Annotated in this window: 22 protein-coding genes; 15 read left to right on the top strand and 7 right to left on the bottom strand. The window is 63.0% G+C overall.

What is annotated here, in order from left to right; all coding sequences use genetic code 11:
* Window positions 1-20: 20 nt before the first annotated feature.
* The 3 genes from OIS50_RS01600 to OIS50_RS01590 form a co-directional block, all read right to left on the bottom strand.
* Window positions 21-1175: a sensor histidine kinase gene (locus tag OIS50_RS01600; RefSeq protein WP_264692586.1), complete on the bottom strand. Its 1155-nt coding sequence runs from the start codon at window positions 1173-1175 to the stop codon at window positions 21-23.
* 424 nt (window positions 1176-1599) lie between these two features.
* Window positions 1600-2295 carry a hypothetical protein gene (locus OIS50_RS01595; RefSeq protein WP_264692585.1) on the bottom strand — a complete coding sequence of 232 codons (696 nt, stop codon included), beginning with the start codon at window positions 2293-2295 and terminating at the stop codon, window positions 1600-1602.
* Between the two features lie 191 nt (window positions 2296-2486).
* Window positions 2487-4709 (bottom strand): TonB-dependent receptor, encoded by a 2223-nt coding sequence (locus OIS50_RS01590; protein WP_264692584.1) that lies wholly within the window; start codon window positions 4707-4709, stop codon window positions 2487-2489.
* 385 nt (window positions 4710-5094) lie between these two features.
* Between OIS50_RS01590 and OIS50_RS01585 the strand changes: the two genes are divergently transcribed.
* The 4 genes from OIS50_RS01585 to OIS50_RS01570 all read left to right on the top strand — a co-directional run bounded on the left by OIS50_RS01585 (window position 5095) and on the right by OIS50_RS01570 (window position 7958).
* A complete protein-coding gene (locus OIS50_RS01585; protein ID WP_264692583.1) occupies window positions 5095-5544 on the top strand; it encodes a YsnF/AvaK domain-containing protein in 450 nt (149 codons plus the stop codon).
* A 51-nt stretch (window positions 5545-5595) separates the two neighbouring features.
* Complete coding sequence (locus tag OIS50_RS01580; RefSeq protein ID WP_264692582.1) at window positions 5596-6510, top strand: YsnF/AvaK domain-containing protein; 915 nt, start codon at window positions 5596-5598, stop codon at window positions 6508-6510.
* A gap of 213 nt (window positions 6511-6723) precedes the next feature.
* The gene (locus tag OIS50_RS01575; RefSeq protein ID WP_264692581.1) at window positions 6724-7407 is read left to right on the top strand and encodes a hypothetical protein; all 684 of its coding nucleotides are present in this window, start codon (window positions 6724-6726) and stop codon (window positions 7405-7407) included.
* 71 nt (window positions 7408-7478) lie between these two features.
* Window positions 7479-7958, top strand: coding sequence for a hypothetical protein (locus tag OIS50_RS01570; RefSeq protein ID WP_264692580.1), 480 nt, complete (start codon window positions 7479-7481; stop codon window positions 7956-7958).
* A 145-nt stretch (window positions 7959-8103) separates the two neighbouring features.
* Here the strand turns inward: OIS50_RS01570 and OIS50_RS01565 are convergent, their stop codons facing one another.
* Window positions 8104-8679: a hypothetical protein gene (locus OIS50_RS01565; RefSeq protein WP_264692579.1), complete on the bottom strand. Its 576-nt coding sequence runs from the start codon at window positions 8677-8679 to the stop codon at window positions 8104-8106.
* 348 nt (window positions 8680-9027) lie between these two features.
* On the opposite strand from OIS50_RS01565, the gene OIS50_RS01560 reads away from it, so the two are divergent.
* The 8 genes from OIS50_RS01560 (at window position 9028) to OIS50_RS01525 (ending at window position 17751) form a co-directional block, all read left to right on the top strand.
* Entirely contained in the window at window positions 9028-10263 is a 1236-nt protein-coding gene (locus OIS50_RS01560) for an OprO/OprP family phosphate-selective porin (protein ID WP_264692578.1), read from the top strand.
* A 278-nt stretch (window positions 10264-10541) separates the two neighbouring features.
* On the top strand, window positions 10542-11357 hold the full coding sequence (locus tag OIS50_RS01555) for a cation efflux transmembrane domain-containing protein (protein WP_264692577.1): 816 nt from the start codon (window positions 10542-10544) through the stop codon (window positions 11355-11357).
* Between the two features lie 268 nt (window positions 11358-11625).
* The gene (locus OIS50_RS01550) at window positions 11626-12474 is read left to right on the top strand and encodes a hypothetical protein (protein WP_264692576.1); all 849 of its coding nucleotides are present in this window, start codon (window positions 11626-11628) and stop codon (window positions 12472-12474) included.
* Window positions 12475-12609: 135 nt separating this feature from the next.
* On the top strand, window positions 12610-13095 hold the full coding sequence (locus OIS50_RS01545; protein ID WP_264692575.1) for a hypothetical protein: 486 nt from the start codon (window positions 12610-12612) through the stop codon (window positions 13093-13095).
* Between the two features lie 173 nt (window positions 13096-13268).
* Window positions 13269-14570: a PAS domain-containing protein gene (locus OIS50_RS01540; RefSeq protein WP_264692574.1), complete on the top strand. Its 1302-nt coding sequence runs from the start codon at window positions 13269-13271 to the stop codon at window positions 14568-14570.
* A gap of 34 nt (window positions 14571-14604) precedes the next feature.
* Window positions 14605-14961: a hypothetical protein gene (locus OIS50_RS01535; protein ID WP_264692573.1), complete on the top strand. Its 357-nt coding sequence runs from the start codon at window positions 14605-14607 to the stop codon at window positions 14959-14961.
* A 364-nt stretch (window positions 14962-15325) separates the two neighbouring features.
* Window positions 15326-15898 carry a hypothetical protein gene (locus tag OIS50_RS01530; RefSeq protein ID WP_264692572.1) on the top strand — a complete coding sequence of 191 codons (573 nt, stop codon included), beginning with the start codon at window positions 15326-15328 and terminating at the stop codon, window positions 15896-15898.
* 200 nt (window positions 15899-16098) lie between these two features.
* The gene (locus tag OIS50_RS01525; protein ID WP_264692571.1) at window positions 16099-17751 is read left to right on the top strand and encodes a M28 family peptidase; all 1653 of its coding nucleotides are present in this window, start codon (window positions 16099-16101) and stop codon (window positions 17749-17751) included.
* 80 nt (window positions 17752-17831) lie between these two features.
* Here the strand turns inward: OIS50_RS01525 and OIS50_RS01520 are convergent, their stop codons facing one another.
* The 3 genes from OIS50_RS01520 to gloA2 all read right to left on the bottom strand — a co-directional run bounded on the left by OIS50_RS01520 (window position 17832) and on the right by gloA2 (window position 20445).
* Window positions 17832-18761 (bottom strand): tetratricopeptide repeat protein, encoded by a 930-nt coding sequence (locus OIS50_RS01520; protein WP_264692570.1) that lies wholly within the window; start codon window positions 18759-18761, stop codon window positions 17832-17834.
* A 193-nt stretch (window positions 18762-18954) separates the two neighbouring features.
* The gene (locus OIS50_RS01515; RefSeq protein WP_264692569.1) at window positions 18955-20019 is read right to left on the bottom strand and encodes an alpha/beta hydrolase family protein; all 1065 of its coding nucleotides are present in this window, start codon (window positions 20017-20019) and stop codon (window positions 18955-18957) included.
* A 36-nt stretch (window positions 20020-20055) separates the two neighbouring features.
* Window positions 20056-20445, bottom strand: a complete 390-nt coding sequence (gene gloA2, locus OIS50_RS01510) for an SMU1112c/YaeR family gloxylase I-like metalloprotein (RefSeq protein ID WP_264692568.1) — start codon at window positions 20443-20445, stop codon at window positions 20056-20058.
* Between the two features lie 234 nt (window positions 20446-20679).
* Here gloA2 and OIS50_RS01505 point away from each other — a divergent pair, with 234 nt between their 5' ends.
* From OIS50_RS01505 to OIS50_RS01495, 3 genes are read left to right on the top strand one after another with little or no spacing between them, the layout of a single operon-like run.
* Window positions 20680-22116 carry an AMP-binding protein gene (locus OIS50_RS01505; RefSeq protein ID WP_264692567.1) on the top strand — a complete coding sequence of 479 codons (1437 nt, stop codon included), beginning with the start codon at window positions 20680-20682 and terminating at the stop codon, window positions 22114-22116.
* A gap of 6 nt (window positions 22117-22122) precedes the next feature.
* Window positions 22123-23268, top strand: coding sequence for a BtaA family protein (locus OIS50_RS01500; protein ID WP_264692566.1), 1146 nt, complete (start codon window positions 22123-22125; stop codon window positions 23266-23268).
* The gene (locus tag OIS50_RS01495; RefSeq protein WP_264692565.1) at window positions 23261-24463 is read left to right on the top strand and encodes an aminoglycoside phosphotransferase family protein; all 1203 of its coding nucleotides are present in this window, start codon (window positions 23261-23263) and stop codon (window positions 24461-24463) included. Before OIS50_RS01500 ends, OIS50_RS01495 begins: the two co-directional genes overlap by 8 nt.

The raw sequence follows: 24463 nt of genomic DNA, 5'->3' as shown, positions 1-24463 counted from the left end.
CTCACCAACTCATTCACTCCTTAACTCGCTACCTCGCTAACTATCGCGCTGTCTTCGAGCGCCAGCACGGGCAGGGTTACGGCAAACTCGGTGGCGGTGCGCTGCACCTGTACTTGCTTTTTGGTAAGGTGGCGGTAGCGGCCCTGCAGGTTGGGCAGGCCAATGCCCATCGACTCGCCCGGCGCGAGGCGGCGCGGGCGCAGGTTGTTGACGACGCGCAGGTGCTGGCCAGCTCCGTCGAGCTCGATGCGCAGGTGCAGGGGCTGGCCCGCGGTGGCCACGTTGTGTTTCAGGGCGTTTTCGATGAGCAGCTGCAGGCTGAGGGGCGGCACCACGGCGTGCGCCGATACGCTCTCGGGGTCGGGCAGCTCGGCCTGCAGGGCCTCGCCGTAGCGGATGCGCTGCAGAAACAGGTACGACTGGGCAAAGGCCAGCTCGTCGCGCAGGGGCACCACGTCGCGGCCGCGGGCGTCGAGCACGTAGCGGTACACCTGCGAAAGCTGCCGGATAAAGCGCACGGCCAGCTTGGGCTCCTCCTCCACCAGCGAGGTCAGCGCGTTCAGGGCGTTGAACATGAAGTGCGGATCGAGCTGCTGGCGCAGGGTTTCGGCTTCGGCCTGCGCCATTTCCTTTTGCAGCCGCTCGTTGCGGATCAGGGCTTCGCGCCAGCTCATCAGGAACGAGCGACTGTGCAGCACCAGCGAAATGATGGTGGTTACCAGCAGCGGAAACACCACGCGGGCCATTACGCCCGGTTGCAGCATCACCGAGGCATCGTAGCCCCGGTAGATCACCAAAAACCAGAAGTTGATGGCCGCAATCACCACCAGCGAGCCGCCCAGCGAGGTAAGCAGCGTAAGCACCAGGCGCTTAACCGGCTCGCGCCGCCAGTTGGCGTACCGATCGAGCCAGTCGACGGCGTACCCGTTGGTAACCCACAGGCCCAGCGAGTACACAAACGTCATGGCGTAGTTCACCGTCATTTTGCGGGCGTCGCCCCAGCACTCGGTGCAGGCAAAGGTGCCGATGCTGAAGGTGAGTGCCAGGATGGTGAGGCCCAGCCGCAACCAACGCCGGCGCGAGTAGCGCTGCCAAAACCGAACGGGCGGCATTTGGGCGTTGTGGGCATACAGCGCTTCATGTTCGTCCGGCGTAGGCGGAAACAGCGTAGACATGGCAGTAAGGTAAATGGGAGCCCGCAGCAAGGTAGCACGCCGTGGCGGCATTGCCCTAGGTGGGTAGAGCTGTTCCCCAAGCTGTCATTGCGAGGACGAAGGACGAAGCAATCGGTCCCGGGCAGGGCACAACCCTTCAGCCAGCACTAAGCGAAGTGCACCTAGGGCGGGGCCGAACGATGTAGCGCGGACTTTGTAGTCCGCGTCCCCGGATAGTAATGTCTAATTGTGGACCTAGGGCAACGATTGATTTTACTATCCCTGGACGCGGACTACAACCGTAGGTCGGCGTAGCCAAAGTCCGCGCTACATCGTTCGGCCCCGCCCTAGGTGCACTTCGCTTAGTGCTGGCTGAAGGGTCGTACCCGGCTCAGGACCGATTGCTTCGCTTGGCTCGCAATGACAGCTTGGGGAACGGTGGCTACTACTTGGCGGCGGTGGCTTGCTCGTATTGCTTCAGGCGGCCGAGCACCTGCCGCTCGCCCCAGTTGGGCGCTACCTCGGAGGCAGGTTTGAAGGCGGCGAAACGGGCTTTGGCTTCTTCGTAGAGCGGCTTGGCAGCCTCGGCGCCGCCCCCGAACATTTTGGGCGTGTAGTACACGTTGTTGGCCAGCACCAAATAGGCGCGCGGGTTGGCCGGGTTTAGCTTTTTGGCTTGCTCTATGGTTTCGCTTACCAGCTGCGAGTATTTCATCGAGCGAATCATGGGCGAAATACCCAGGCGCGCCTGGTAGATGTAGGCCTGCAGCACCAGCAGCTCCGATTCGTCGCCGCGCAGCTTGCGGGCTTTGGCCAGGGCGGCTTCGGCCTGGTCGAGGTACTTGTCTTTCACGTCGCCTTCTTCTTTGCTCACAAAGGTGGTCAGCATCAGCGCGTAGGCCTGGTAGTAGCGCGGCAGCCAGTCGGCGGGGGCCACGGCGGCGGCGCGCTCCAGCTTACCGCCGATTTCCTTGAGCTGGGCCGGGTCGCCGGTGCTTGTCACTTGGCGCACGGTGGCAGCCAGCATATCGGAGTAGCCGGCCGGCGCGGCCTGGGCAGTGGCGACCGGAGCCGTCTTTTGTTGGGCCGAAGCGTTGAACGAAGCGGCAGCAAGGGCGAGGATAAGCAGCGAGGTTTTCATGGCAGTGCGTTGGGTTAAGGGGTTGATAATTGGTTGGTTGTTGGCGTCGTGCCTGTCTGGTGATTCAAAGGTGCGGCGACCTAGGACCGCCCGAAATTTTGTGTCGCCGAAGTGTCGGATAAGCCGGCTGAAGTGTGGGTAGCGGGTACCGACTCGTGGGCGATTGGGGGCGTGTAGCGCGCTACACCGCGCTACTCCGGCGCGGTGTTGGTATCGGCCGGGCGCTTTTTATTGATGGAAATCAGCAAGCCGGCGAAAAACATGCGCGGGGCCGAGGGCGTAACGGCCACGCCTTGGTAGGTGCCCGTGGCATCGGGCGTGTTGGCGTAGCGGTAGCCGAACACGTTGTCGCGGCCGAGCACGTTGGAGCAGGCCAGGTGCACGATGGTCAGGTTTTTCCCGATCGAGGTAACGTAGCTCAGGTTCAGGCTTAAATCCTGGTAGCTGGGCGTGCGGGCTTGGTTGTAGCCGGGCAGGTTGGGGTTGTAGTAAGGCCTGGGCGAGGCGTAGCTGTAAGTGGCGCCCACCAGCGTGTGCAGCTTGTTGAACCAATATTTGCCAACCACCGAGAAATTGTGGCGCGAGGCAAACGTGGGCACGGCCAGTTGCGGGTCGGCGCGCTGCTGGCGGCGCGTATCCAGCAGGCCGTAGCTCACCCAGTAGTCGAGGCCCTTCACCGATTTCCGGTCGCGCCAGAACACATCCACACCGCGGGCGTAGCCCTTGCCGGTGCTCTGGTAGGCGGCCGGCACAAAAGGCAGCGGCACATTGGTACCTAGGGCCGGGGCTGCGTAGCGCGTCAGGTGCGCGTAGTCTTTGTAATAAGCTTCGCCGCGAAAAGTGCGGTTGTTTTTGATGCGCTGATACGTAACCAGGTAGTGCGCCGCCCGCTCGAAGCGCAGGTTAGCGGCGTACTGCCCAATGCGCATCAGGTCGTTGGCGGGCGTTTGGTAGAAGTAGCCCCACGCCCCCGAAAGCTGCTCGCCTTCGCTCAGCTGGTAAGCCAACGCTAGGCGCGGCGCAGCGTTCCAGCGGCCCAGCACTTTGGAGTACTCGGCCCGGCCGCCGGCGCGGGCCACCAGGTTGTTGCTGAAGGCAATGTCCGATTCGGCAAAGGCCGCCACCCGTGCTTCCTCAAACCCGAGGCGCTGCAGCGGTGCTTCGCCGGAGGCCTGATACTGCTGCTGGTAGCGCTGGCCCAGGCCCTCGGCCCCGAGCTTAAGGTTCCAGTAGGTGCCGGCCGAATCGTTGGTGAGCACCACGCGGCCCACCACCGATTGCTCCAGATCGTGGAGGTACTGCACGTCGGGGCGCACGGTTTGCGCGTCGCGGGTGCCGGCCACGCCGGTTTGCACGCTCCAGCCGCGGCGCAAGGGGCTCCGGAAAGTGGCGTTGAGGTAGTGGTTTTGGTTTTGCAGGCCAATGGGGCGGCCGCCGGCAAAGTCGGGGTCGGGCTGGCGCAGGCCAAACTCCGAGCGCGTAAAGGCTCCGTACACTTTCAGCATGCCCATGTCGCCGGTGCGCTGGCGCAGGGCCACCGAGCCACCTAGGGACTGCGGCGCTTTCAGCCAGCCCCACTCCTGCGGCACCAGGCCGTAGTAAGGCTGCAGGTTGGTGTAATCCAGGGTAGCGGCCACTGAGCTGCGCTCGAAGCGCTGCTGGTGAGACAAGCCCAGGCCCACCGACAGCAACGACACGCCCGTTTGGGTTTCGTCGGCCAGGTCGTACGATTTCAGCCCCACCACCGCCGACAGCGCCTGCCCGAACTCGGCCGAGTAGCCGCCCGTGCTAAACACCGTGCCCTTGAACAGGTTGGGCGAAAAGCGGCCCCGCGCCGGCACCCCGGCCACGCTGGCGTTGTAGGGGCTTTGCAAGGGCAGGCCGTCGAGGTACTGCTTGGTTTCGCCGGCCGCCCCGCCGCGCACAAACAGCTTGCCCTCCTCGCCTACCCTGCTGGTGCCAGGGAGGGTGTTCAGCGCGCCGTTGATGTCGGCCAGGGCGCCGGCGGTGGTTTGCACGTCGCGGGTGGTGAGTACGGTGCTGCGTTTTTCGTCGCTGGCCTCAAAGGCGCCGGCCGTGATGGTAACATCGCCGAGTTGGTTGCGCACGGGCTTCAGCACAACGGCAAAACGCTTGGCCACGCCATCGAGCACCACGAGCCGCTCCTGCACCTCGTAGCCCATCAGCGTAACCACCAGGGGCAGCGTGCCGGTTTGCTGCGTGCTGAAGCGGAACCGCCCCAGCGAATCGGCGGTGGCGCCGTCGAAGGTGGTTTTCAGGAACACGTTGGCGCCGGGCAGCGGCTGGCCCTGCGCATCGCGCACGGTGCCGCTAAGGGCGGTGGCGGTTTGGGCCGACACCCGACCTAGGGCGGCCAGCAGGAGCAGCAGTACGAGGGGTAGCAAACGTTTCATGGGGGGTAGCGGCTGATTGACCAGCCAAAAGTGGCCGCCCGGCCTGCCCCCTTGCCACTTGTTGCTACCGAAGTGTAGCATGAGCCCGATGAACCGTAGCTCACCAGGACGAAATGCATTACCGAAACCCAAGAATTTGCCCGCCACAATCAGGCCTGGAGCTTGTTGGTTAGCCCAACAATACGGCCGCTGCAAGCCCCAATGCAGCAGCGCTTTATGGTTGCGCTTCGGCCCGCCGAGCTTGCGCCTAGCCCAACCATTTATTGTACTTAATCTGGCTATCTGAACAATAACAATAGCAATTGAGCCCCGTAAGCCCATCCTACATTCCTCGAAGTTGGCTTTATCCGATTCCGGCACCGGCCGGCCCAAACCCTACATTCCTATGCAACCGCCCCAAAACCCCACCCCACCCAACGCCTCGAACCAGCCCCTTGTGCAGCCCGGGCAGCCGGTGGTGATTCCGGTGATTGAGGAGCAGCTGCAGGTGCAGCGCGGCGTGGTAGAAACCGGCCGCATTCGCGTAACCAAGCAAGTACACGAGGAGCACCAGGAAGTAACGGCACCCACCGTGCGCGAAGAAATTGAGGTGGAGCGGGTGCCCGTCAATCAATACGTGGATGTGGCCCCGCCCGCCGTGCGCTACGAGGGCGACACCACCATTATGCCGGTGCTGCGCGAGGTGTTGGTGGTTGAAAAGCGCATTCTGTTTGTAGAAGAAGTGCGCATTACCAAACGCCAGGTGCAAGCCGAAACCACGCAACCTGTTACGCTCCGCAAAGAAGAGATTATCGTGGAGCGGGTGACGAATGATCCTAACCAACCCGCGGGCTAAACCTGGTCCGCCTTTTTACCCAACCCAACCAATAACCCTAATCCCAGTACCATGGCACAAACCGTAATTGGCATGTTCGACGATGCCAACCAAGCCCGACAAGCCGCGCAACAACTCGAAAGCATGGGCGTTACGCGCGACCATATAGATATTTCGGCCCAGAACACCACGGGCACCACCAGCGCCAGCACTACCAGCAGCACCACCAACGACGACAGCATCAGCGGGTTTTTCCGCTCGCTGTTTACCAGCGACGACGAAGTATCGCGCTACTCCGAAGTGGCCCGCCGCGGCGCGATGGTAACCGTGCACGCCTCCGATCAGATGGAAGCCCAACGGGCCGCCGAGGTGCTCGACCGTTGCGGCGCCGTTGATGTGGACGAGCGCGCCCAGCAGTACCGCAGCGGCTGGACAGGCATGGGCGCCCAAAGCATGAGCCAGCAGAGCATGGGCCAGCAGCAGAACCTGACGGCCGGCACCGACGCCACCGCCAGCGGCACGAGCAGCCGCGACATGGTGGGCCGCGGCGCCGACGTAACGGATCAGTCGATTCCGATCATCGAAGAAAACCTGCAAGTGGGCAAGCGCGAGGTAGAAACCGGCGCCATGCGCCTGCGCAGCCGCATTGTGGAGCGCCCCGTGGAGGAGCACCTGCGCCTGCGCCAGGAGCACGCCTGGATTGAGCGCAACCCCGTAAACCGCCCCGCTTCGGAAGCCGATATTCAGAACTTCAGAGAGGGCGAAATCGAAATTACCGAGCGCGCCGAAGTGCCCGTGGTAAACAAGGAAGCCCGCGTGGTGGAAGAAGTGCGCCTGGGCAAAGAGGTAGAGGAGCGCGACGAAACCATCCGCGACACGGTGCGCCGCACCGACGTGGATGTGGAGCGCCTGAACTCCGACGACCCCATGCGCCAGCGCCGCGCCTCCTCCGACCAGGACGACCTGAACCGCGGCAGCGGCCTCTAGCCTACTGCTGACTAGCAATTGCTTTTAGCCTACCCCGAAGCGGCAGCTGGTTTTCCGGCTGCCGCTTCTTGTTGTGGCCTGCCCTAGGTGGTTGCGCCCGCCCGCACCTAGGGCACCTCGGCTTTAACCGCACGGCGCCGGGCACGTTTAGCCCAATGGCACCGGGCTGCAGGCCACGGTTTTTGCCACCCAAGCACAAGAGCAACCCCGCTTATGAGCCGCGCAGTTTACCCCTGGCTGGGCCTGCTGGCCGGCATAGCTGTAGCGCACCTAGGGCAGGCCCAGCACCGCACCTGGGAAGCTGCCCTTTCGGGCGGCGCGGCCCTCAATGTGCCCACGCCGTTGCGCATTCATCAGCGCGAGGCCCCTGTGCTTAGGCTGCAGGCCCGCTACCGCACCGAGCCGTTTCGGCCGCCCGTGTACTACGATGCGCGCCTGGCCACCTGGCGCGGCAGCCAGGGCTGGGCGCTGCGCCTCACGCACCACAAAATCATTCTGCGCAACCGCCCGCCCGAGGTGCAGCGCTTTTCCATCACCGATGGCTTCAACCTGATTACGCTCACGCGCCTGTGGCAGCGGCACGGCTTTGCGTGGGCGGCGGGCGCGGGGGCCGTCATCACCCACCCCGAGTCGACGGTGCGCAACAAGACTTTTCCGGAGCGCGGCGGGCTGCTGGGCACGGGTTACTTTTTATCGGGGCCGGTGCTGGAGGTGGGCGTGGCCAAACGCTACGCCTTTGCCCCCAGGTGGTTTGTGCAGGCCGAAGCGCGGGCCACGGCGGCCTACGTGCGGGTGCCCATCGAAAACGGCCACGCCAACGTAACCAACGTGGCGGCGCACGGGCTGCTCGGCGTGGGCTTCCGCATCAGCAACCCGGCCTCCACGCAGGTGCCCTAACCGGCAGCGCCCCGGCTGGTAGCGCCTAGGAATAGCGGCGCCAGTTTCTCCTTCCCTCAACCCAATCTCCTATGCTCCCCGAAACTTCTTCCGCACGCCTCAACCCCTCCGACGTACTCGAACGCCTTACGCAGCGCCTGCCCAAGGTGGTGTCGCCGCAAGCCCACGCGTTGTTCGATTTGGCAGCTTTTCCGGCCATGCTGGGTTTGGCGTACTGGCTGTGGCCGCGCAACCGCCCCGCCGCTAAGCTGCTGCTGGCCAACGCCCTGCTCGAAGGCCCCAACGCCACCGTTACCAATTTTCCGCCGGCGGTGGTGCCGCTGCTGAGTTTTCGCACGCACGTGAGCACCGGCCTGGTAGGCCTGCCGATATACACGGCCGTAAGCCTGCTCACCAAAAACATTCCGCTCAAATACCGCTTGCTGCCGCTGGCTTTCGGCGTAGTTCCGCTGATTGTAAACGCCCTGAGCAACACGCGCGCCGGCGGCGAGGGCATGGTAGAGCACTCGGTAGCCGAAGCCCTATCGAACGCCGACAGCGCCCGGATATAGCCTCGTTCGACACTGCTTAAAACAGAAGCGCTGCGACGCCGGAAACCCGGTGCCGCAGCGCTTTCTTGTGTAGCCTTGCTTTGCCGATTGGCGGGGCAAGGACCCTAGGTTGCCGGGGTGCTAAGCACGCCCGGCCGCCGGGTTGTTAGTCGTTGTTGCCGGTGGCGCCTTCGTCGGTGAAGGATTTGCTCGACGAAGGGCTCGACTTGATGCCGCTGGCGGCTTCGCGGTTCAGCGAGGCATCGGCCTGGCTGCCTTTTTGGCCCGAAGCCGACTTTTGCGAGCCGCTGCTTTTGGCGCTAGCCGAGCTCGGCTGCGAACCGCGGCGCTGGTTGTTGCCGCTCTGCTCGCCGTCTTGCTGACCTTGGTCCGAACGGCTGCCCGTGAGGCCCGATTTATCGGCCAGGCTGCTGAGGCTGCTGCCCCACGACGACCATTTGTCGCGGGTGAGGGCTACGAAGGCGCCGGCGGCTAGTACGCCCAGCGAGGCGCCTACCCACGTGCGGTTGTTGCCGCGCGAAATCCAGTTGCTGCCCGACGATTGCTCGCGCTGGCTGCTGCTCTGGCCGGTAGCCTGCACGCCGTGCTTGCTGCCGTAGTAGCTGCTCGACGACGAGGCCGAAGAGTTATCATCGTTGCCCTGGCTGCTGCGGCCCTGGCGGTTGGGTTCAAATTCAAGGTGACGCGCGTCGTGGCGGTTGTGGTCGTTGGAGGTTGCCATAAGTATGAAAAGTTAATTTCATTATCGGTTATGTCATATACCTACGCAGATTTTTCGCTGAGGTAACAGCTCGGCCGATTTTTTTGCTTGAGCCGGGTACTTCGCATGCCTTGCTTTATATCAATAACCCATTGTATATCAACCCATAAACCAACTATCAGCTACCTACCTGAAAACGCGGAGGTTTTGCTGCGCCGTGCTTGCCGGCTTGCGTGTCGGCGCAAGCCAAATCCTTCGTGGCAAACCACAACCGCCGCGGTTGCCAAGCCGCATCGTAACACAGGCTTAACAAGCCCTTGACCTGGGGGTAACAGTAAATGCCTCACTTTGCCCCAAGGTTGTTTTTGCATGAAATATCTGTTAAGTGCGATGCTCTTGCTGGCCTTGCCGGCCCTAGGTCAGCAGGCCGATACGGCGCGGCAGGCCCCGGCTGCCCGGCCGGCCCAAAGCCAGCCCGAGGCGCGCAAGAAAGAGTGGTTCGAGGCCGTATCCATCAGGGGCTACATGCAGGTGCGCTACAACCGCCTGCTCGAAACCAACCCCCAGCTGCAATGCGAGCAGTGCGACAAATCGTGGGGCGAAAACGGCGGGTTTTCGTTTCGGCGCATCCGGCTGATTGTGTACGGGCAGCTGCACCCCCGCGTGTACTTTTACCTGCAGCCCGATTTTGCCAGCACGCCCGGCGGCAGCAACACGGGGCAATTTGCGCAGGTGCGCGATGCCTACTTCGACCTGGGCCTGAACGCCACCAGCACCTGGCGCCTGCGCCTGGGCCAAAGCAAAGTGCCCTACGGCTTCGAGAACATGCAATCGAGCCAGCAGCGCCTGCCCCTCGACCGCAACGATGCCCTGAACAGCGCCTTGGCCAACGAGCGCGACCTGGGTGCGTTTGTGTACTGGGCGCCGGCCAGCATCCGGAAGCGCCTGGCCACCTTGGTGAGCGAGGGGCTGAAAGGCTCGGGCGACTACGGCGTGGTGGGGTTTGGCGTGTTCAACGGGCAAGCGGCCAACCGCTCCGAGCTGAACAACGGCCAGCACCTGGTAGCCCGTGTGAGCTACCCCTTTCAGGTGGGCAACCAAATTATTGAACCCGGCCTGCAGGGCTACACCGGCCGGTACACCCTGGCCAAAGACCAGCTTTCGGCGCGCGTGAAAGTTCGCCCCGACCTCACTTACCCCGATCAGCGGGCCGCCGCCACCTTCGTGCTGTATCCGCAGCCCTTTGGCATTCAGGCCGAGTACAACCTAGGGCGCGGCCCCGAGTTCAACGCCAGCACCGACAGCATCGAAACCCGGCGCCTGCACGGCGGCTACGCCACGCTCAGCTACCGCGCCCGCGTGGGCCAGCAGCAGTTTTATCCCTTTGTGCGCGGGCAGTACTACCAGGGCGGCAAAAAGCACGAGCGCGACGCCCGCAGCTACGCCGTGCGCGAGCTGGAGCTGGGCCTGGAGTGGCAGCCGCTCAAGAACTTCGAGCTGGTAACGATGTACACGTTGTCGGCGCGGCGCTTCGAGGACCTGCAAACCCAGGGCAACCGCCAGCGAGGCGGCTTGCTGCGCCTGCAGGCCCAGCTGAATTTCTGAGTGACCCAGGGCCCGTAGGCAGCAGCCCGATGCGCGAAGCGCAGCCGTATTTGGCTGCCGAAGAATACCGGTGCGGTAGCGGCGGCAACGGTTCAGGATAACCGAAAACCCCTCGCGCAGCTAAGCCAGAGGGGTATCGTGGGGAACAGGGCGCATAGCGGCCCGAATCGGGACAACGGAATAGCGCCCACCAACTACCGGCCGGGCGGTTGCAGTACGGCTGCCTGCCCACCAGGATACGTAGAGCTTCCGGAGTGCCCAGCTACCGGTTTCTGCTCATGGACAAAACGGTCTTTCATATTGCGCACATGGATTGCGCCGCCGAGGAAACCCTGGTGCGCATGCAGCTGCAGGAAGACCCCGCCGTGCACGGCCTCGCTTTCGACTTGCCCCAGCGCCGCCTCACGGTGTACCACCTAGGCGAGTTGCCGCGCATTACGCAGCAGCTGAACGCGTTGCACCTGCAATCGTCGGTGGTGCACTCGGCAACCGCGCCCGAGGCCCCGTTGCCCGCGCCGCAAGGCAACCCCGAAGCCCGCCTGCTGTGGGCGGTGCTGCTCATCAACGGTGCGTTCTTTTTGCTGGAGGTGCTGGCGGGCTACGTGGCCAACTCGATGGGCCTGCTGGCCGATAGCCTCGATATGCTGGCCGATGCCCTGGTGTACGGGCTTAGCTTGTGGGCCGTGGGCAGCAGTGCCCTGCGCAAGCGCAGCGTTGCGCGGGCCAGTGGCTATTTTCAGCTGGTGCTGGCCGGCCTGGGCATGGCAGAGGTGCTGCGGCGCTTTGGGGGCTACGAAACCACCCCCGATTTTCGGCTGATGCTGGGGGTATCGGCCCTGGCGCTGCTGGCCAACGCGGCTTGCCTGTACTTGCTGCAGCAAAGCCGCACGCGCGGCGAGGCCCACATGCAGGCCAGCATCATCTTCACCTCCAACGACGTGCTCATCAACCTGGGCGTAATGGCGGGCGCGGTGCTGGTGCGCGTGTTCAACTCCAACCTCCCCGATCTGCTTATTGGCGCCGTGGTGTTTGCGCTGGTGCTGCGCGGCGCCGTGCGCATTCTGCAATTAGCCAAACCGGCTGCCACCAAGTAGGCGGCAGCCGGTTTGACCGAGTGGGTTAATCCGTAAAATATCAGCAACTTACTCGCTGCTTCGGTCGCGCTGGCGCTTCTTTTCTTCTTTGGCGGCCTTCTTTTCCTTGTCGGTTTTGGCAGGCTCCTTTTTCTTCTCTTTGCGGGCGTTTTGCGACTTGGCCATGGCTGGAAGGGATTTTATGTGGGTAGGTTTGGTGTTCGTAACGCAGGGAATCGGGGGCGTGTTGTGCCCCGCGGGCGGCCCCAGGCAACTTTAGCTACTAAGCATGAACTGGAAAAAACGGGTATGGGCAATGTATTGGCTGGCGGCCGCGCTGCTTGGCGGAGCCCCGGCGGCGCAGGCCTGGGCGCCCGTGCAGCCGCTCGAAATTGCCCGCCGCTTTGTGGCCAAAGGCCAGTGGCCGCGCATGAAGAGCTACCTGTGCTGCGAAGTGGCCCAACAGGCCAAAGCGCAAACCCTGGGGCAGCAAATTCCCGCCAACCTGGAGCGCAAGTGCCAGTTGCTGCAGCAAGATAACGCTTCGGCCGTAGTGGCCGTGGAGCTGCGCGATACCGCCAGCACCGCCGACTTTTACCTGCACTTTGTAAAAGAAGCCGACGACTGGAAGCTGCAGGCCGTGCGCGGCTTATCGGGCACTTCCCTGGGCAAGCAAATGCTGCAGCTGATGCAGGGCATGCCCGACGCCGAGGTAAGCCGCTACAACCAAAGCCACCCCGACGCCGACCACGCCTTTACGGTGGAAAACCTGAAGCTGTGGATCGGCGCCGATGCCCGGATCATCGAGCATTTCAACCGCAACCGCGCAGGCTTTGAGGAAGTGGTGCGCACCGTGGAAGCGCGCGGCTACCTGGCCCAGCCCACCCCCCAGGCCGAGCAGCAAGCCAACACCGACCCGGCCATTAAAGACCGCCTGCAGCAGCTCTACATCCGGCGCCTTACGCGCCGCACCACCGCTTGCGGCGCGTGCCTCGAGTTCCTGATCGGGGGCGTAACCAACGATACCGTGGGCTTGCTCTACCAGCCCAACCCCGCCGCGGTACCCGCCATGAACCCGGCGCACATCATCGTGATTAAGCCCCTGGGTGGCGGCTGGTATCTGTACAAAACCACCTAGGCCGTGTAGCACGGAAATCGGCTGGGCACTATATTTTCCGTAAACCGGCGGGGCGCTCGTCCGTAACACAAGCCAGCGGCGCCTTCGCGCCGCGCATCCGCACTTCTTCCTCTCACCAAAACCCCGTCCACAACCATGGCACAAACCGTGATTGGCGTTTTTCCGAACGCCGATGCCGCCCAACGCGCGGCCGACCAACTGACGCAAAATGGGTTTGCGGAAGCCGACGTTGACATTTCGCAGAGCTCTACCGTTACGACCGAAAACCCCACGGGCGAGTTTGGCGAGAACGACGCCTTCCACCGCTTTTTCCGGGCAGTGTTCAGCGGCCACCCCGATTCCGACACCCACACCTACGCCAACGCGGCCCGCCGTGGCTCGGTCGTTACGGTGCACACCCACACCCTGGCCGAAGCCGAGCGCGCCCGCGACCTGCTCGACCACGCCGGCGCCGCCAACGTGCACGAAATGGGCATTCAGCACCGCGCCATTGGCGAGGGCGGCTCGCCCGTGCCCGACCCCGACCACCTGCTGCCCGGCCAGCAGCGCGCCCAACACCTAGGGCCGCAGCGCAGCCGCATCGTGGAGCGTCGCGTCGACGACGACCTGCGCCTGCGCTAGCCCAACGCCTGCCCTAGGTGGCAGAGCCCCGCAATCCTACTGGCAACCTTCGCCGTGCAGCGCTACGGAGGAGGTTGCCACTTTTCGTTGTACTTTCGGGCTGCAGCTTAGGAGCTGTGTGGCCGGTTTATGCCGGCTGCAAGCCGCACCTTATCGATTCCGTTTCTGCTTTTATGGCCGCCGCGTTACCCACCTCCGTCGATTACCAACAGCTTTTTCATGCGCTGCCCGATGCGCTGTTGCTGATGACCCCCAACGGCACCATTCTCGACAATACCGATGCCCACGTGGCCGCTTCGCTGAAGCCGCGCGAGGAGGTGATAAACCGCAACCTTTTCGAGGCCTACCCGGTGGTCGACCGGAACCAGGGCGACGAGATTGAACGCTCGCACGAGCACGTGCGCCAGCACCTGCAGCCGCACACCATGCCCGTTATCCGCTACGACCTGGCGGTGCCCGCCGAAAAAGGCGGCGGCTTCGAGGAAATGTACTGGCAGGCCACGCACTATCCCATTCTCGACGCCGAGGGCAAGCTGCAGTACATTTTGCAGCGCACCCAAAACATTACCGAGCAGTACCTGGCCGCCCAGCGCGCCGAGGAAATGCAAAAAGCCCTGACCGAAGCCCAGGAGTACGCGCACTTTGTGCTCGGGGCCGTGCCGGTGCTGGTGAGCAGCTCCAGGCCCGATGGCCGCGCCGATTATTTTAACCAGCGCTGGATGCAGTTTACCGGCCTCACGCACGAGCAGCTGGTGGCCGGCGAGTGGGTTGGCGCCATTCATCCCGACGACCAGCAGCGCCTCGCCGACGACTGGGAGCGGGTGCGCTACTCCACCGAAGAATACCAGCACGAGTACCGCCTGCGCCGCCACGACGGCGAGTACCGCTGGATGCTGATGCGCACCGTGCCGCGCCTCGATGCCGCGGGCAACATCGTGCTGCGCGTGGGCGGCAGCATCGACATCACCGACCAGAAGCAGATGGTGGAGGAGCTGCTGCGCGCCAACGAGGAGCAGGCCGTGCTGTCGGACCAGGCCTACCAGAGCTACCAGCTGATGCGCACCCAGCGCGAAACCTTCCACAACCTGTTTATGCAGGCACCGGCGCTCATCTGCATTTTGCGCGGGCCCGAGCACCGCTACGATTTCGTGAACCCCAAGTACCAGCAGCTGTTTCCGCACCGCCAGCTACTGGGCCGCACCGTGGCCGAGGCCCTGCCCGAGGTAGTGGAGCAAGGCTTTGTGGCCCTGCTCGATAACGTGTACAAAACCGGCGAAACCTATATCGGCAACGAGGTGCAAATCATGCTCGACCGCGACGGCAGCGGCCAGCTCACCATGTCGTACCTGAACTTCACTTACCAGCTATACCACGAGGCCGATGCCAAAGCCGGCATTTCGGTGTTTGCCTTCGATGTTACCGATTTGGTAAAGGCCCGAAAGGTGCTGGAAGGCAACTCCACCAACCCGGCTTAAACTCCCCCTGCTCCTACGCCCTACCCCGTTCCGTATGGATCTTTCCGCCCTGGACTTTCAGCAAGCCAGGATCAAGCAGGTGCTCTTTAAATCGCGGCTGCGCTCCGTGCTCTACGGCGTGCGCGAAGCCGACGCGTTCCTATTCGACATCCGCCAGAACCCGCTCGGCCAGTGGCTGGAGTCGGTAGTAAAACCCAGGTACCAGGCTCCCGAGGTAACCGAAATCGAGCGGGTGCTTCAGCGCATGCTCGACGCCGGCCAGGCCTTGGTAGCCCAGTACAAGCGCGGGCAAATTGAGGAAGCGCGCGAAGGCCTGAGCCAGATTGACCGGCACTCCGAGCGCATTGAGCAGCTGCTGCAAGCCTTGGAGCGCAGCAGCCGCGCCACCTAACCGGCTTATTCAACCACAAAAGCTCCGCGGGGCCGGCTCACCTAGGTGGTGGGCCGGCCCCGCCTACTTAAGAGCCGGGCCGTGGGGCGCGGCGGGCCAACCGCGGGCCCGGCTACGCGTTGGTTCGGGCTGGGCTGGCACGGGTGCAAACCTAGGCTTCTTGACCTAGGCTTTGCGCACGAGTAAGAGCTGCCGGCTCCAGGGCCCGCTGTTTGCCGCAAAGCCTACAATTCGATTAACATATATTCGACTATTGCTGTTTTTAACCTAGATTTAATACCTGCAATCGATTTCAGTACCCCAACAGCCGCACTATGCGATGATTTTTTACGGTAGCAATTCTTCTCATTTACTTACCGAGCCGGTGCCCGACACCGCGTGCCACAGCTGCGGCACGCCCGATGCGCTGCGCCTGAGCGTGCTCGGCCGCTATGCCCACGTGTACTGGGTACCGTTGTTCCCGTTCGGCAAAACGGGCGGCACCCAATGCGTGCACTGCCAGCAGGTGCTGCGCGCCAACGAGCTGCCGCCTCAGTTGCGCCCGCAGTTCGAGGCCGCCAAAGAGCGCGCCCGCGTGCCCAAGTGGCACTTCGCCGGCCTGGCCTTGCTGGCGCTTATCATCGTGGGTTCGTTTGCATCGGATTACGCCCAGCACCGCAACGACCAGCAGCTGCTGGAGCACCCCCGCGTGGGCGACCGGTACCACGTGAAAACCGACGAGCCAGGCTTTTATACCCTGCTGAAAGTGGTGCAGGTAAACGGCAACAGCCTGCGCCTGCAGCAGAACAGCTACCAAACCAACCGCCAAAGCGAAGTGGCAGGCCTCGATAAGCCCGCGAACTACGACGCCGAGTCTTTCGACCTGACGCAGTACGACCTGCAGATTATGCACCAGCAGGACAAGCTGGTGGAAGTAGCCCGCCCCGCAGCCGAGTAGTCGACCGGGCCTGCCCTTGCGGCAGCGCCTTACTTGCAGCAGCCCCGGGTGTACCCGTGGCTGCTGCTTGCTTTTGCGGGGTGCGGCACCCAGGGCCCCGGCGCCGCCCAACCGCCAAAAAGTGCAGCCCCGGCCCGCCTGCGTGCAACCTTAGCTGCCGTAGCCAGTACCTTTGGCATTCATACACCTTTGCTTTCCCAATGGCCTTTTTCCGTCCGCTGCTCGTTGTGGGCAGCCTGCTTACCCTTGCGGGGCCCGCTGCGGCTCAGTCTCTCACCATCGATAAAAAAGTGGCCGCGGCTGTGGGGCAGGTTCGGCCCGACGACATCAAGGCCCACATCCAATACCTCGCCGACGACAAGCTGAAAGGCCGCCAGCCCGGCACCGAGGGCTACCAAATGGCCGTCGACTACGTTACCAAGCAGCTGAAATCGTACGGCGTGAAGCCGGCCGGCGAAAACGGCTCGTTTGTGCAGCGGGTGCGCCTGCGCCGCGCTTTTCTGAAGCCCGAAAGCAGCTTTGCGCTTAGCGCCGGCCCGGCCGCGGCGGCGCCGCTAGCGGCCGGTCAGGATTACGTATTCTACCCCAACCCCGAGTTGCCCGGCGTGCAGCTGGAGGCGCCCCTGGTGTTTGCGGGCTACGGCATTTCGGCGCCCGAGCTGGGCTACGACGACTACGCCGGCCTCGATGCCAAAGGCAAGATTGCGGTAATCGTGCGCGGCGCGCCGGCCGCGTTTCCCTCCACGGTATCGGCCGCCAGCCAAGACCTCACCATGATTATGCAAAACGCCGTGCAGCACGGCGCCGTGGGCGTAATTGTGGCCTCAACCAACCCCAAAGGCACCCTGCCCAACCTGCGCCGCGGGGCTTACAGCGTACTGGGCAGCAACGGCAAAGTGGCCGCCTCGCGCAGCTACGCTACCGGCGTGCAAGTGCTCGGCAACATCAACGCCGCCACGCTGCAGCGCTTGTTTGTGGCAGCTTCGTCTGATACCAGCCGTGCTTTTTCGGCCTTGCGTGCGGGCAAGCCAGCCCCCACGGCCTTCAACAGCACCGCCAAGCTCAGCTTCGGCTCCACGTATCAGGATTTTGACTCCTACAACGTGGTGGGCCAGATTACGGGCTCCGACAAGGTGCTGCGCGACGAATACGTGGTGCACTCGGCCCACCTCGACCACATCGGCATCAGCACGCCCGTAAAAGGCGACTCCATCTACAACGGGGCCCACGACAATGCCTCGGGCGTGGCCTCGGTGCTCGAAATTGCCCGCACCTACTCGCGCCTCAAGCAAAAGCCCAAGCGCAGCATTTTGCTGGTGCTGCAAACCGCCGAAGAGCTGGGCCTGCTCGGCTCGGCCTACTTTGCCTCGAACCCCACGGTGCCCAAGGCCAAAATTGTGGCCGACGTGAACACCGATATGCCCACCATCATTGCCCCGCTGCTGTCGGTAGTGCCCCTGGGTGCCCAGCACTCCTCGCTCTCCGAGCCGGTTGACCGGGCCGCCGCTTACCTAGGGCTGACGGTGGAAGCCGACCCCGAGCCCGAGCAAAACCGCTTCATCCGCTCCGATCAGTACAGCTTCGTAACGCAGGGCATCCCGGCCTTGCACATCAAGTACGGCAACCGCACCACCGATGGCAAAAACAACCTCAGCCAGCTGGTGCAGAAGTGGCGCGCCGAAACCTACCACAAACCGCAGGACGACATCAACGGCCTGTTCGACTTTGAAGCTGGCAAAAAGTACGTGCAGCTGAACTTCCTTATCGGCTACCAGGTGGCCAACGAGCCGCAGCGCCCCACCTGGAAAAAGGGCGACTTTTTCGGCGGTCGTTTCGGCGGCAAGTCGCTGTAAGCAACCATTTTATCAGCTATCCAACGCAAAGGGCCACACCGCAACGGTGTGGCCCTTTGTTGTTTCGAACGGCTGAGCACCTAGGGCTGCACGTTGATTTCGATGCCGTATTGCTTGGCTTTGCGCATAAACAAATCGAGCTGGCCATTGGCTTTCATATGCCCGTAGAGCGCGCCCACCAGCTTGCTGCTGTCTTCGCGGTAGGGCGAGTTGGCATCCACGTAAAGCTGGTGCGCCTTAAAGAGGTTGTCGAGCGCCACTTCAAAGTTTTCCTGTAGCATGGCCATGCGGCCTACCCCAAAATACCCCTCGGGGTCGTTGGGGTGGTATTGCCGGAGCAGCTCGTAATATTTCAGCGAGTTGGCCCAATCTTTCTTGAGCGAGTACACCACTGCTGTGTTCAGTAGGGCCAAATTGCCCTCGGGGTACACGGCCAACGATTTGCTGTACGCCTCCAGGGCTTTGTCGAGGTTGCCGAGTTGCCGGTGGCAAATGGCAATGTGGTCGAGGGCATATACGAACTGCTTATCGGCCTCGGCTGCTTTCTCGAATTGTTTCAGAGCCGCTTTATAGTTCTGCTGCTTCAGCAGGTTGTTGCCTTCGTCGTAGTACTTGTTGGCGGTTTCGGAGGCCGATAAGCGGTAGTATTGGGCCTCCTTTGCGTTGGGCTCGGCGGCAGCGGCTTGCAGGGGTTTGGGTTGAGCGTCAAGCACACGCTTCACCTCGGGGCACACACTCGGTAGCAGCTGAGCGGCCTGTTTGATGTTGCCCTGAATGCCTTCTACGGTATTCATGGTTTCCCGATCCTTGGCCGAGCCGTTTGCCATGGCCGTAACCATGCCTTCGGGCAAACAGCGTTTCAGACGCTGCTGCAGAGTATCGGCATTGGCAATGGTACCCAGGCAATTGCAAGCGGCGCTAGCAGTGCGCTCGGGCAGCGACTGCGCCGTGGCGCTGAAGCAAACGAGCATAACCAGGGTTAGGCCCGAAAGCAGGTGTTTGATACTCATACTTGGTATAAAAAATGGGGCTGCTGCAGCCAGTGGCAATAGATAGCTCGAACTACACAAGTCGCTGCTCCAAGGTAGCCCTTACCGTTTAGCAAAGCAAAGTACAGCCAGTGCGCCAGGGTACAAGCTGGCTAACCAAAGCTTGGCGGTGCAACTGAAGCTAGCTCTTGTTGTGCATCTGCGCGCCGCCGACCTAGGGCGTTACACTATCGTTGGCTTCGGGCTTCATCGCGTTCATCGGCTTGCCCTCCACCCAACTGAGAAAATCCTGCGCCACGTCGTCCCAGTGGTACTGGTTCTCATAATCAACTTTGCCATCCTTGAAGCCGAAAAAGTTGTGCTCTAGGCCGGGGTATTCCTTGAACGACACCCGCGTGTTCTGCTCCCGGATCATCTCCAGCCGCAGGTAATCGCAGAAGGGCGCGCCAGCGTCGCGGGTGCCGTACACCACCAGCACGGGCACGCGGGTTTTGCGCAGGTATTGCATGGGCGGCACCGAAAACGAGTAAGTGGTTTTGGGTGAGTCGCCGGGGCCGCAGGTTACTTTGTCGGGCTCGTCCACGATCTGCTGCCAGTTGCGGAAGGCCTCATCGGCGCTGGCCTCGGGGTCGGCGTTGCGCTGCTGGTTCACCATCGTCGACATCCGACCTAGGGGGTTGCCGCTGAGGTATACCACGTGCGTGAGGTGGCGGCTGGTAGCAGCCATTTTGGCCACTACGTTGCTGCCCTCGGAGTGCCCGGCTACCACCACGCGGCGGCTATCAACCCAAGGCAGCTTAATCAGGTACTTGAGCACGGCATTGTTGCGGGCCACGTAATAATCGAGGTAGTTGCGCTGGCAGTAGGCAGCGGGCGGCGCCTGCGTTTGGGGCTCGAAATAGCTCAGGTTGCGCTGCAGCTCGGTTTGCTCGGCTAGCACCGGTATGCCCGGCTTGCCGATGATAACCAGGTGGTAGGCATCGGTATACAACTTGGGTGTGAAGCCAAACCCATTGTACGCGCCTTTGGCGTGCGGCACAATCAGCGGCCGGGGCAAGGAACCCTGCACCACCAGCAGCAAGGGTTTGCGCTGCTGCTCCTCGCCCGGCTTCGACATCACGAGCACGTCTACGCTGTCGCGCCCGAAGGTGGTGCGCAGGTGGCGGTAGCCAAAATCGGCGGGCGTTTTGGGCGGGGTTTGTCCCTGAGCAAGCTCAGCGAACCAGCTTACTAGCAGGGCGCCAATCAGCAGTAGTTTTTTAGATAAGCGGTGCATCATAACGCATACAATCACACAGATAACTCAGGCCCGTACTCACGCTTCGTATAGCTCGAGCGGCAGCCCATCGGGGTCGAAGAAAAAAGAGAAACGCTTGCCGGTGTACTCGTCGGTGCGGACCGGTTCGTGGGCTATTTGCAACCGGTCGAGCTCGGCGAGGGCAGCATCGAGGTGGGGTACAGCAAACGCCAAGTGGCGCAGCCCAGCTGCTTCAGGTTGCGATACGCGAGGCATCGGTGCCGGGAAGGAAAACAGCTCGATGATATACTGCTCGCCCAAGGCCAAATCGAGCTTGTGCGACTCGCGCTCGGCGCGGTACACTTCGCGCACCACCTGCAGGCCCAGCACTTCGGTGTAAAAGCGCTTGGAAGCCTCGTAGTCGGAGCAGATAATAGCAACGTGATGTATGTGCGCGAGCTGAAGCATGCAGCAAGTTAGGCGAGCCTGGGGCACATACCCCAGGAGGTGCGCAACGGCATAGCGGTTTATAACACCTAAAAATCTGATTTTACACCTCAATATCTGCTTCAGATTCGATGTAAAGCCAGTTTTGTGTTCTTATCAAAGCGTTCTGAAAAGTCAGATACGGGCCGTTATTCGACGCTGTGGTGTGCTACTAATTTCACAGCTTTGGTCATCGGATTTGCCGCCTCAACTGCCATGCCTTTGCCCAACTTCTACCACCACATTCACCATACGCTGCAGCACCAGGCCGAGCAGGTGCTGCTGGTGTGGCCGGGCGGGGCTAGGGCAGGCCATAGCACCTCCTACACCGGCCGCGACCTAGGCCTGCGCATTGCCGCCTACCAGCACTTGCTGCGCGGCCAGGGCGTGCAAGGCGGCCAACCGGTGCTGCTGGCATTGCCCGTAGGCGCCGAGCTGATTTGCGGCTTGCTCGCCATTATGAGTCTGGGTGCCGTGCCGGTGCTGCCGCCTGCCGGCGCATCGGCCACAGGGCTGCTGAAGCTGCTGCGCCATAACGGCGTTGGCGCTGCGCTAGTGCCGAGCAAAGGGGCGCGGCGGTATGGCTGGCTGGCGCGCGGCCTAGGTCTGCGCCTGCTCGGGGCACCCAAGCACCTAGGCACCGCCGAACTGCTGCCGCCGCAAGCCGTGCCGCCCACGCAGCCAGCGCTGGTGTCGCACAGCTCGGGCTCTACGGGGCAGGCCAAGGCTATTCGGCGCAGCCACGCGGTGCTCACAGCCCAGCACCAGGTGCTGAAGCAGGCGTTTCCGCCGTGGCAAGGTCAGCGCGACTTCCCGCTGTTCCCGAACATCTTGCTGCATAACCTATCGGTGGGTGCCGTGAGCGTGCTGCCCGACGTGCCCTGGGGCCAGCTAGCCGACCTCGAACCCGCGCGCGTGGTGCGGCAGCTGCTGGCCACACAGGTCGAAACCCTTACGGGCAACGTGTTCTACTTCGCGGCGCTGTGCGGCTACCTCGAGCAGCACCCCACTCCCCTGCCGCACGTGCGGGCCCTAGGTGTGGGTGGCTCGCCGGTGCCCGAGAGCTTGCTGCAGCGCCTGCGCACTTGTTTTGCCGATGCCGAGGTGTACATGATTTACGGTTCTTCCGAGGCCGAACCCATTGCCGTACGGGCGGCCGCCACTGCCACCAACCCGCGCGGCGGCTACTGCGTGGGCCCCGTGCAAGCTGGCCTCAACTGCCGCCTGCAGCCCCTAGGTGCGGTGGTGCTGCCCAACGGCAGCCACTACCAGGTAGGCGAAGTGTGCGTGCAAGGCGCGCACGTGGCTGCCGAGCCGGGCGCGTGGCTGCACACCGGCGACTTCGGCTACTTCGACGAGCAAAACCGGCTGTGGCTTACCGGCCGCCAAGGCAACGAGGCCATTCACCTAGGCGTGCAGCACTACCAGATCGAGCACGTGCTGCAAATGCTAGTAGGCGTTGAGCGCGCCGCAGCCCGCGCCACCGCTACCGGCTTCGACATCTACTACCAAGGCACGGCCTCCGAAGCGGCTGTGCGGGCGGTGCTGGCTCAACATTTTCCGGCGGGCCTTTGCAACCGCGTACTGCCCCGGCGGCATCTGCCTGTAGACCGCCGTCACCTGTCCAAGATTCTCTACGACCAGCTCCGCTAACACCTGATGCACTCCGAATTCTATAACGTAGCCCTCGACCGCATCCGCTACTCGCTGGTGTGGGAAAGCAGCACCACCCTGTGCCAAGCGCTGCAATTGCAGGCCACCGACGACGTGCTGGTCATCAGCTCGGCTGGGTGCAATGCCCTCAACGCACTGCTGCAGGAACCGCGCAGCGTAACGGCCATCGACCTGAACCCGGTGCAAAACCACCTGCTGCGCTTTAAGCAGTACCTCATTTTGCACCACGAGCCGCAGGTGCTGCGCGCCTTGCTCGGCCTCGATGGCCCCGCCGCCGTGCTGCCTACCTGGCACGCCCTCGAGCCTACCTTGCCCGAGGAGCTGCGCGCCTACTGGGCACCGTTTTTCGAGAGCCACGCGGCGGGTATTTTGCCGGCTGGTCGGCTCGAAAGCTACCTGCTAGGTTTTCTGCCTACCCTCAGCCCCGAGCTGCAAGCCAAGGTGCGCCAGCTAGCGGCCTTCGACAGACTGGCCGAGCAGCGGCGCTGGTTTATGGATGAGCTGCACGGCACCGCGTTCGAGGATCAGTTTATCAGCTACTTCGACGACGCCAACCTTAGCCGCGGCCGCGATACGAAGCTGTTCCGCTACGCGCCCGAATCGGGTGGGCAGGCGTTTTACCGGCGCTTGGTGCGGCACGTGTCCACGGAGCTGCTGCGCGACAACTTCTTTTTCCGGTTCTTCTTTCTCGGGCCCGAAAACCTGCCCGAGGCCATTCTGCCGCCCTGCTACCAGCAGCAGAATTTCTACCGCCTGCGCGCCCAGCTGCAGCAAGGCAAGCTTACGGTAGTTACCGGCGAGGCCACCGCGTTTTTGCTCTCTGAGGCCGGCCAGCACATCTGCAAAGCCAGCCTGTCCAACATCTTCGAGTACGTAAGTCCGGCCGAGTTCCTGCGCACCAGCCGCGCCCTCATGAGCCGGCCGCAGCAGCCCCTGCGCCTCGTGTTCTGGAACCTGCTGCAAGCGCACGCCTCCCACGTGGTGCCCGGCGTGCCCCTCGACCGCACCGCCTCGCTGGCCCTAGGTCGGCAGCCCGGCGCTTGCTACTACTTCCGCGATGTGCGCGTGCTCGACACCGCCCTGGTACCCACTCCCGCTTCTGCTCCCGCTCTGGTTTCGGCCCATGCATAGCGCAGCCCACTACTGTTCCGCGGCTTTCATCGAGCAGCTGATGCAGGCACACGCGCCCGAGCGCGGTATTCGGGTGCACGCGGTAAGCCCCTTACCGCTCGATAACTCGGCCAGCATTTTGGTGGTGCTCACGGCCGGCCAAACCAACCGCCCGGTAGGCCACTTCGGCCTACGCGTAACCTTTGAGGCCGACGGGCAACTGCTGACGCGCGACATGGTGCTGAAGCTAAAGCCGCCCGGCCGCGAAGTATCGGCCATGCTCACGAGCCTGGCCCAGGCCTGCGGCGGCGAGCTGGCGGCGGTGTACCCTACCTACGCCGCTCGCACCGGCTTTTTCCACACCCACCAGCGCGAGCTGCAGGTGTACGCCGAGTACGGCACGGCCCCGCTGATGCCCGAAATATGGGGCTTGCATCACGACCAGGCCCACGACGTGCACGCCATTCTGATGGAATACCTCGCCGAGGTGGAGCTGCTGAACGCGGTGATGACGCCCGACCAGTGGACCGACGAGCACCTGCGCGCGGCCCTAGGTGCCTTGGCCGAGTGGCATGCCGCCCATCTGCAGCCCGGGCACTCGCGCACCGTTTGGCCCGATCAGCCTTCCGCAGAATACATGCAGGCGCTTGCGCCTTTGTGGGAAGCGTTGCTAAGCAATGCCGCCGCGCACTTTCCGGAGCTTTACGGCCCGGCGCAGGCGGCGCAGCTGCAGCAAGCCATCCGGGCCATTCCGGAGTATTGGGCTGAGCTGGCGGCGCACCCGAAAACGCTTATCCACAACGACCTGAACCCGCGCAACACCTGTTTCCGGCGCACGGCCCTAGGTTTGCAGTTGTGCGCCTACGATTGGGAGCTGGCCACCTACCACGTGCCGCAGTACGATGTGGTGGAGCTGCTCACGTTCGTGCTCGACGCCGACCGCTACCACCTCCGCCCAGCTTACCTGGAGTACTACCGCCAGCAATTGCACGCCCTCACGGGCCTGTTCCCGAACGCGGAGGAGTTCAACCACATTGCCGGCCTGGCCGCCCTCGACTTCGGCCTTCACCGCCTGGGCATGTATATGATGGCGCACACCGTCAGCCCCTACCCCTTCCTGCCGCGCGTGGTGCAGAGCTACTTCAACACCCTTTCGCAGCTGCAACCGCTCCGCTCCCAAGCGCAAGTCATAGTCGCGACTAAGATCAGAAACTAG

It is taken from the genome of Hymenobacter sp. YIM 151858-1 (assembly GCF_025979705.1).
Classification (GTDB): Bacteria; Bacteroidota; Bacteroidia; order Cytophagales; family Hymenobacteraceae; genus Solirubrum.
This window is presented reverse-complemented; position numbering and strand designations above follow the sequence as displayed.

Excerpts from the sequence above, each read along its gene's own strand:
- OIS50_RS01600 (WP_264692586.1), bottom strand. The coding sequence starts at position 1,175 with ATGTCTACGCTGTTTCCGCCTACGCCGGACGAACATGAAGCGCTGTAT.
- OIS50_RS01595 (WP_264692585.1), bottom strand. The coding sequence starts at position 2,295 with ATGAAAACCTCGCTGCTTATCCTCGCCCTTGCTGCCGCTTCGTTCAAC.
- OIS50_RS01590 (WP_264692584.1), bottom strand. The coding sequence starts at position 4,709 with ATGAAACGTTTGCTACCCCTCGTACTGCTGCTCCTGCTGGCCGCCCTA.
- OIS50_RS01585 (WP_264692583.1), top strand. The coding sequence starts at position 5,095 with ATGCAACCGCCCCAAAACCCCACCCCACCCAACGCCTCGAACCAGCCC.
- OIS50_RS01580 (WP_264692582.1), top strand. The coding sequence starts at position 5,596 with ATGGCACAAACCGTAATTGGCATGTTCGACGATGCCAACCAAGCCCGA.
- OIS50_RS01575 (WP_264692581.1), top strand. The coding sequence starts at position 6,724 with ATGAGCCGCGCAGTTTACCCCTGGCTGGGCCTGCTGGCCGGCATAGCT.
- OIS50_RS01570 (WP_264692580.1), top strand. The coding sequence starts at position 7,479 with ATGCTCCCCGAAACTTCTTCCGCACGCCTCAACCCCTCCGACGTACTC.
- OIS50_RS01565 (WP_264692579.1), bottom strand. The coding sequence starts at position 8,679 with ATGGCAACCTCCAACGACCACAACCGCCACGACGCGCGTCACCTTGAA.
- OIS50_RS01560 (WP_264692578.1), top strand. The coding sequence starts at position 9,028 with ATGAAATATCTGTTAAGTGCGATGCTCTTGCTGGCCTTGCCGGCCCTA.
- OIS50_RS01555 (WP_264692577.1), top strand. The coding sequence starts at position 10,542 with ATGGACAAAACGGTCTTTCATATTGCGCACATGGATTGCGCCGCCGAG.
- OIS50_RS01550 (WP_264692576.1), top strand. The coding sequence starts at position 11,626 with ATGAACTGGAAAAAACGGGTATGGGCAATGTATTGGCTGGCGGCCGCG.
- OIS50_RS01545 (WP_264692575.1), top strand. The coding sequence starts at position 12,610 with ATGGCACAAACCGTGATTGGCGTTTTTCCGAACGCCGATGCCGCCCAA.
- OIS50_RS01540 (WP_264692574.1), top strand. The coding sequence starts at position 13,269 with ATGGCCGCCGCGTTACCCACCTCCGTCGATTACCAACAGCTTTTTCAT.
- OIS50_RS01535 (WP_264692573.1), top strand. The coding sequence starts at position 14,605 with ATGGATCTTTCCGCCCTGGACTTTCAGCAAGCCAGGATCAAGCAGGTG.
- OIS50_RS01525 (WP_264692571.1), top strand. The coding sequence starts at position 16,099 with ATGGCCTTTTTCCGTCCGCTGCTCGTTGTGGGCAGCCTGCTTACCCTT.
- OIS50_RS01520 (WP_264692570.1), bottom strand. The coding sequence starts at position 18,761 with ATGAGTATCAAACACCTGCTTTCGGGCCTAACCCTGGTTATGCTCGTT.
- OIS50_RS01515 (WP_264692569.1), bottom strand. The coding sequence starts at position 20,019 with ATGATGCACCGCTTATCTAAAAAACTACTGCTGATTGGCGCCCTGCTA.
- gloA2 (WP_264692568.1), bottom strand. The coding sequence starts at position 20,445 with ATGCTTCAGCTCGCGCACATACATCACGTTGCTATTATCTGCTCCGAC.
- OIS50_RS01505 (WP_264692567.1), top strand. The coding sequence starts at position 20,680 with ATGCCTTTGCCCAACTTCTACCACCACATTCACCATACGCTGCAGCAC.
- OIS50_RS01500 (WP_264692566.1), top strand. The coding sequence starts at position 22,123 with ATGCACTCCGAATTCTATAACGTAGCCCTCGACCGCATCCGCTACTCG.
- OIS50_RS01495 (WP_264692565.1), top strand. The coding sequence starts at position 23,261 with ATGCATAGCGCAGCCCACTACTGTTCCGCGGCTTTCATCGAGCAGCTG.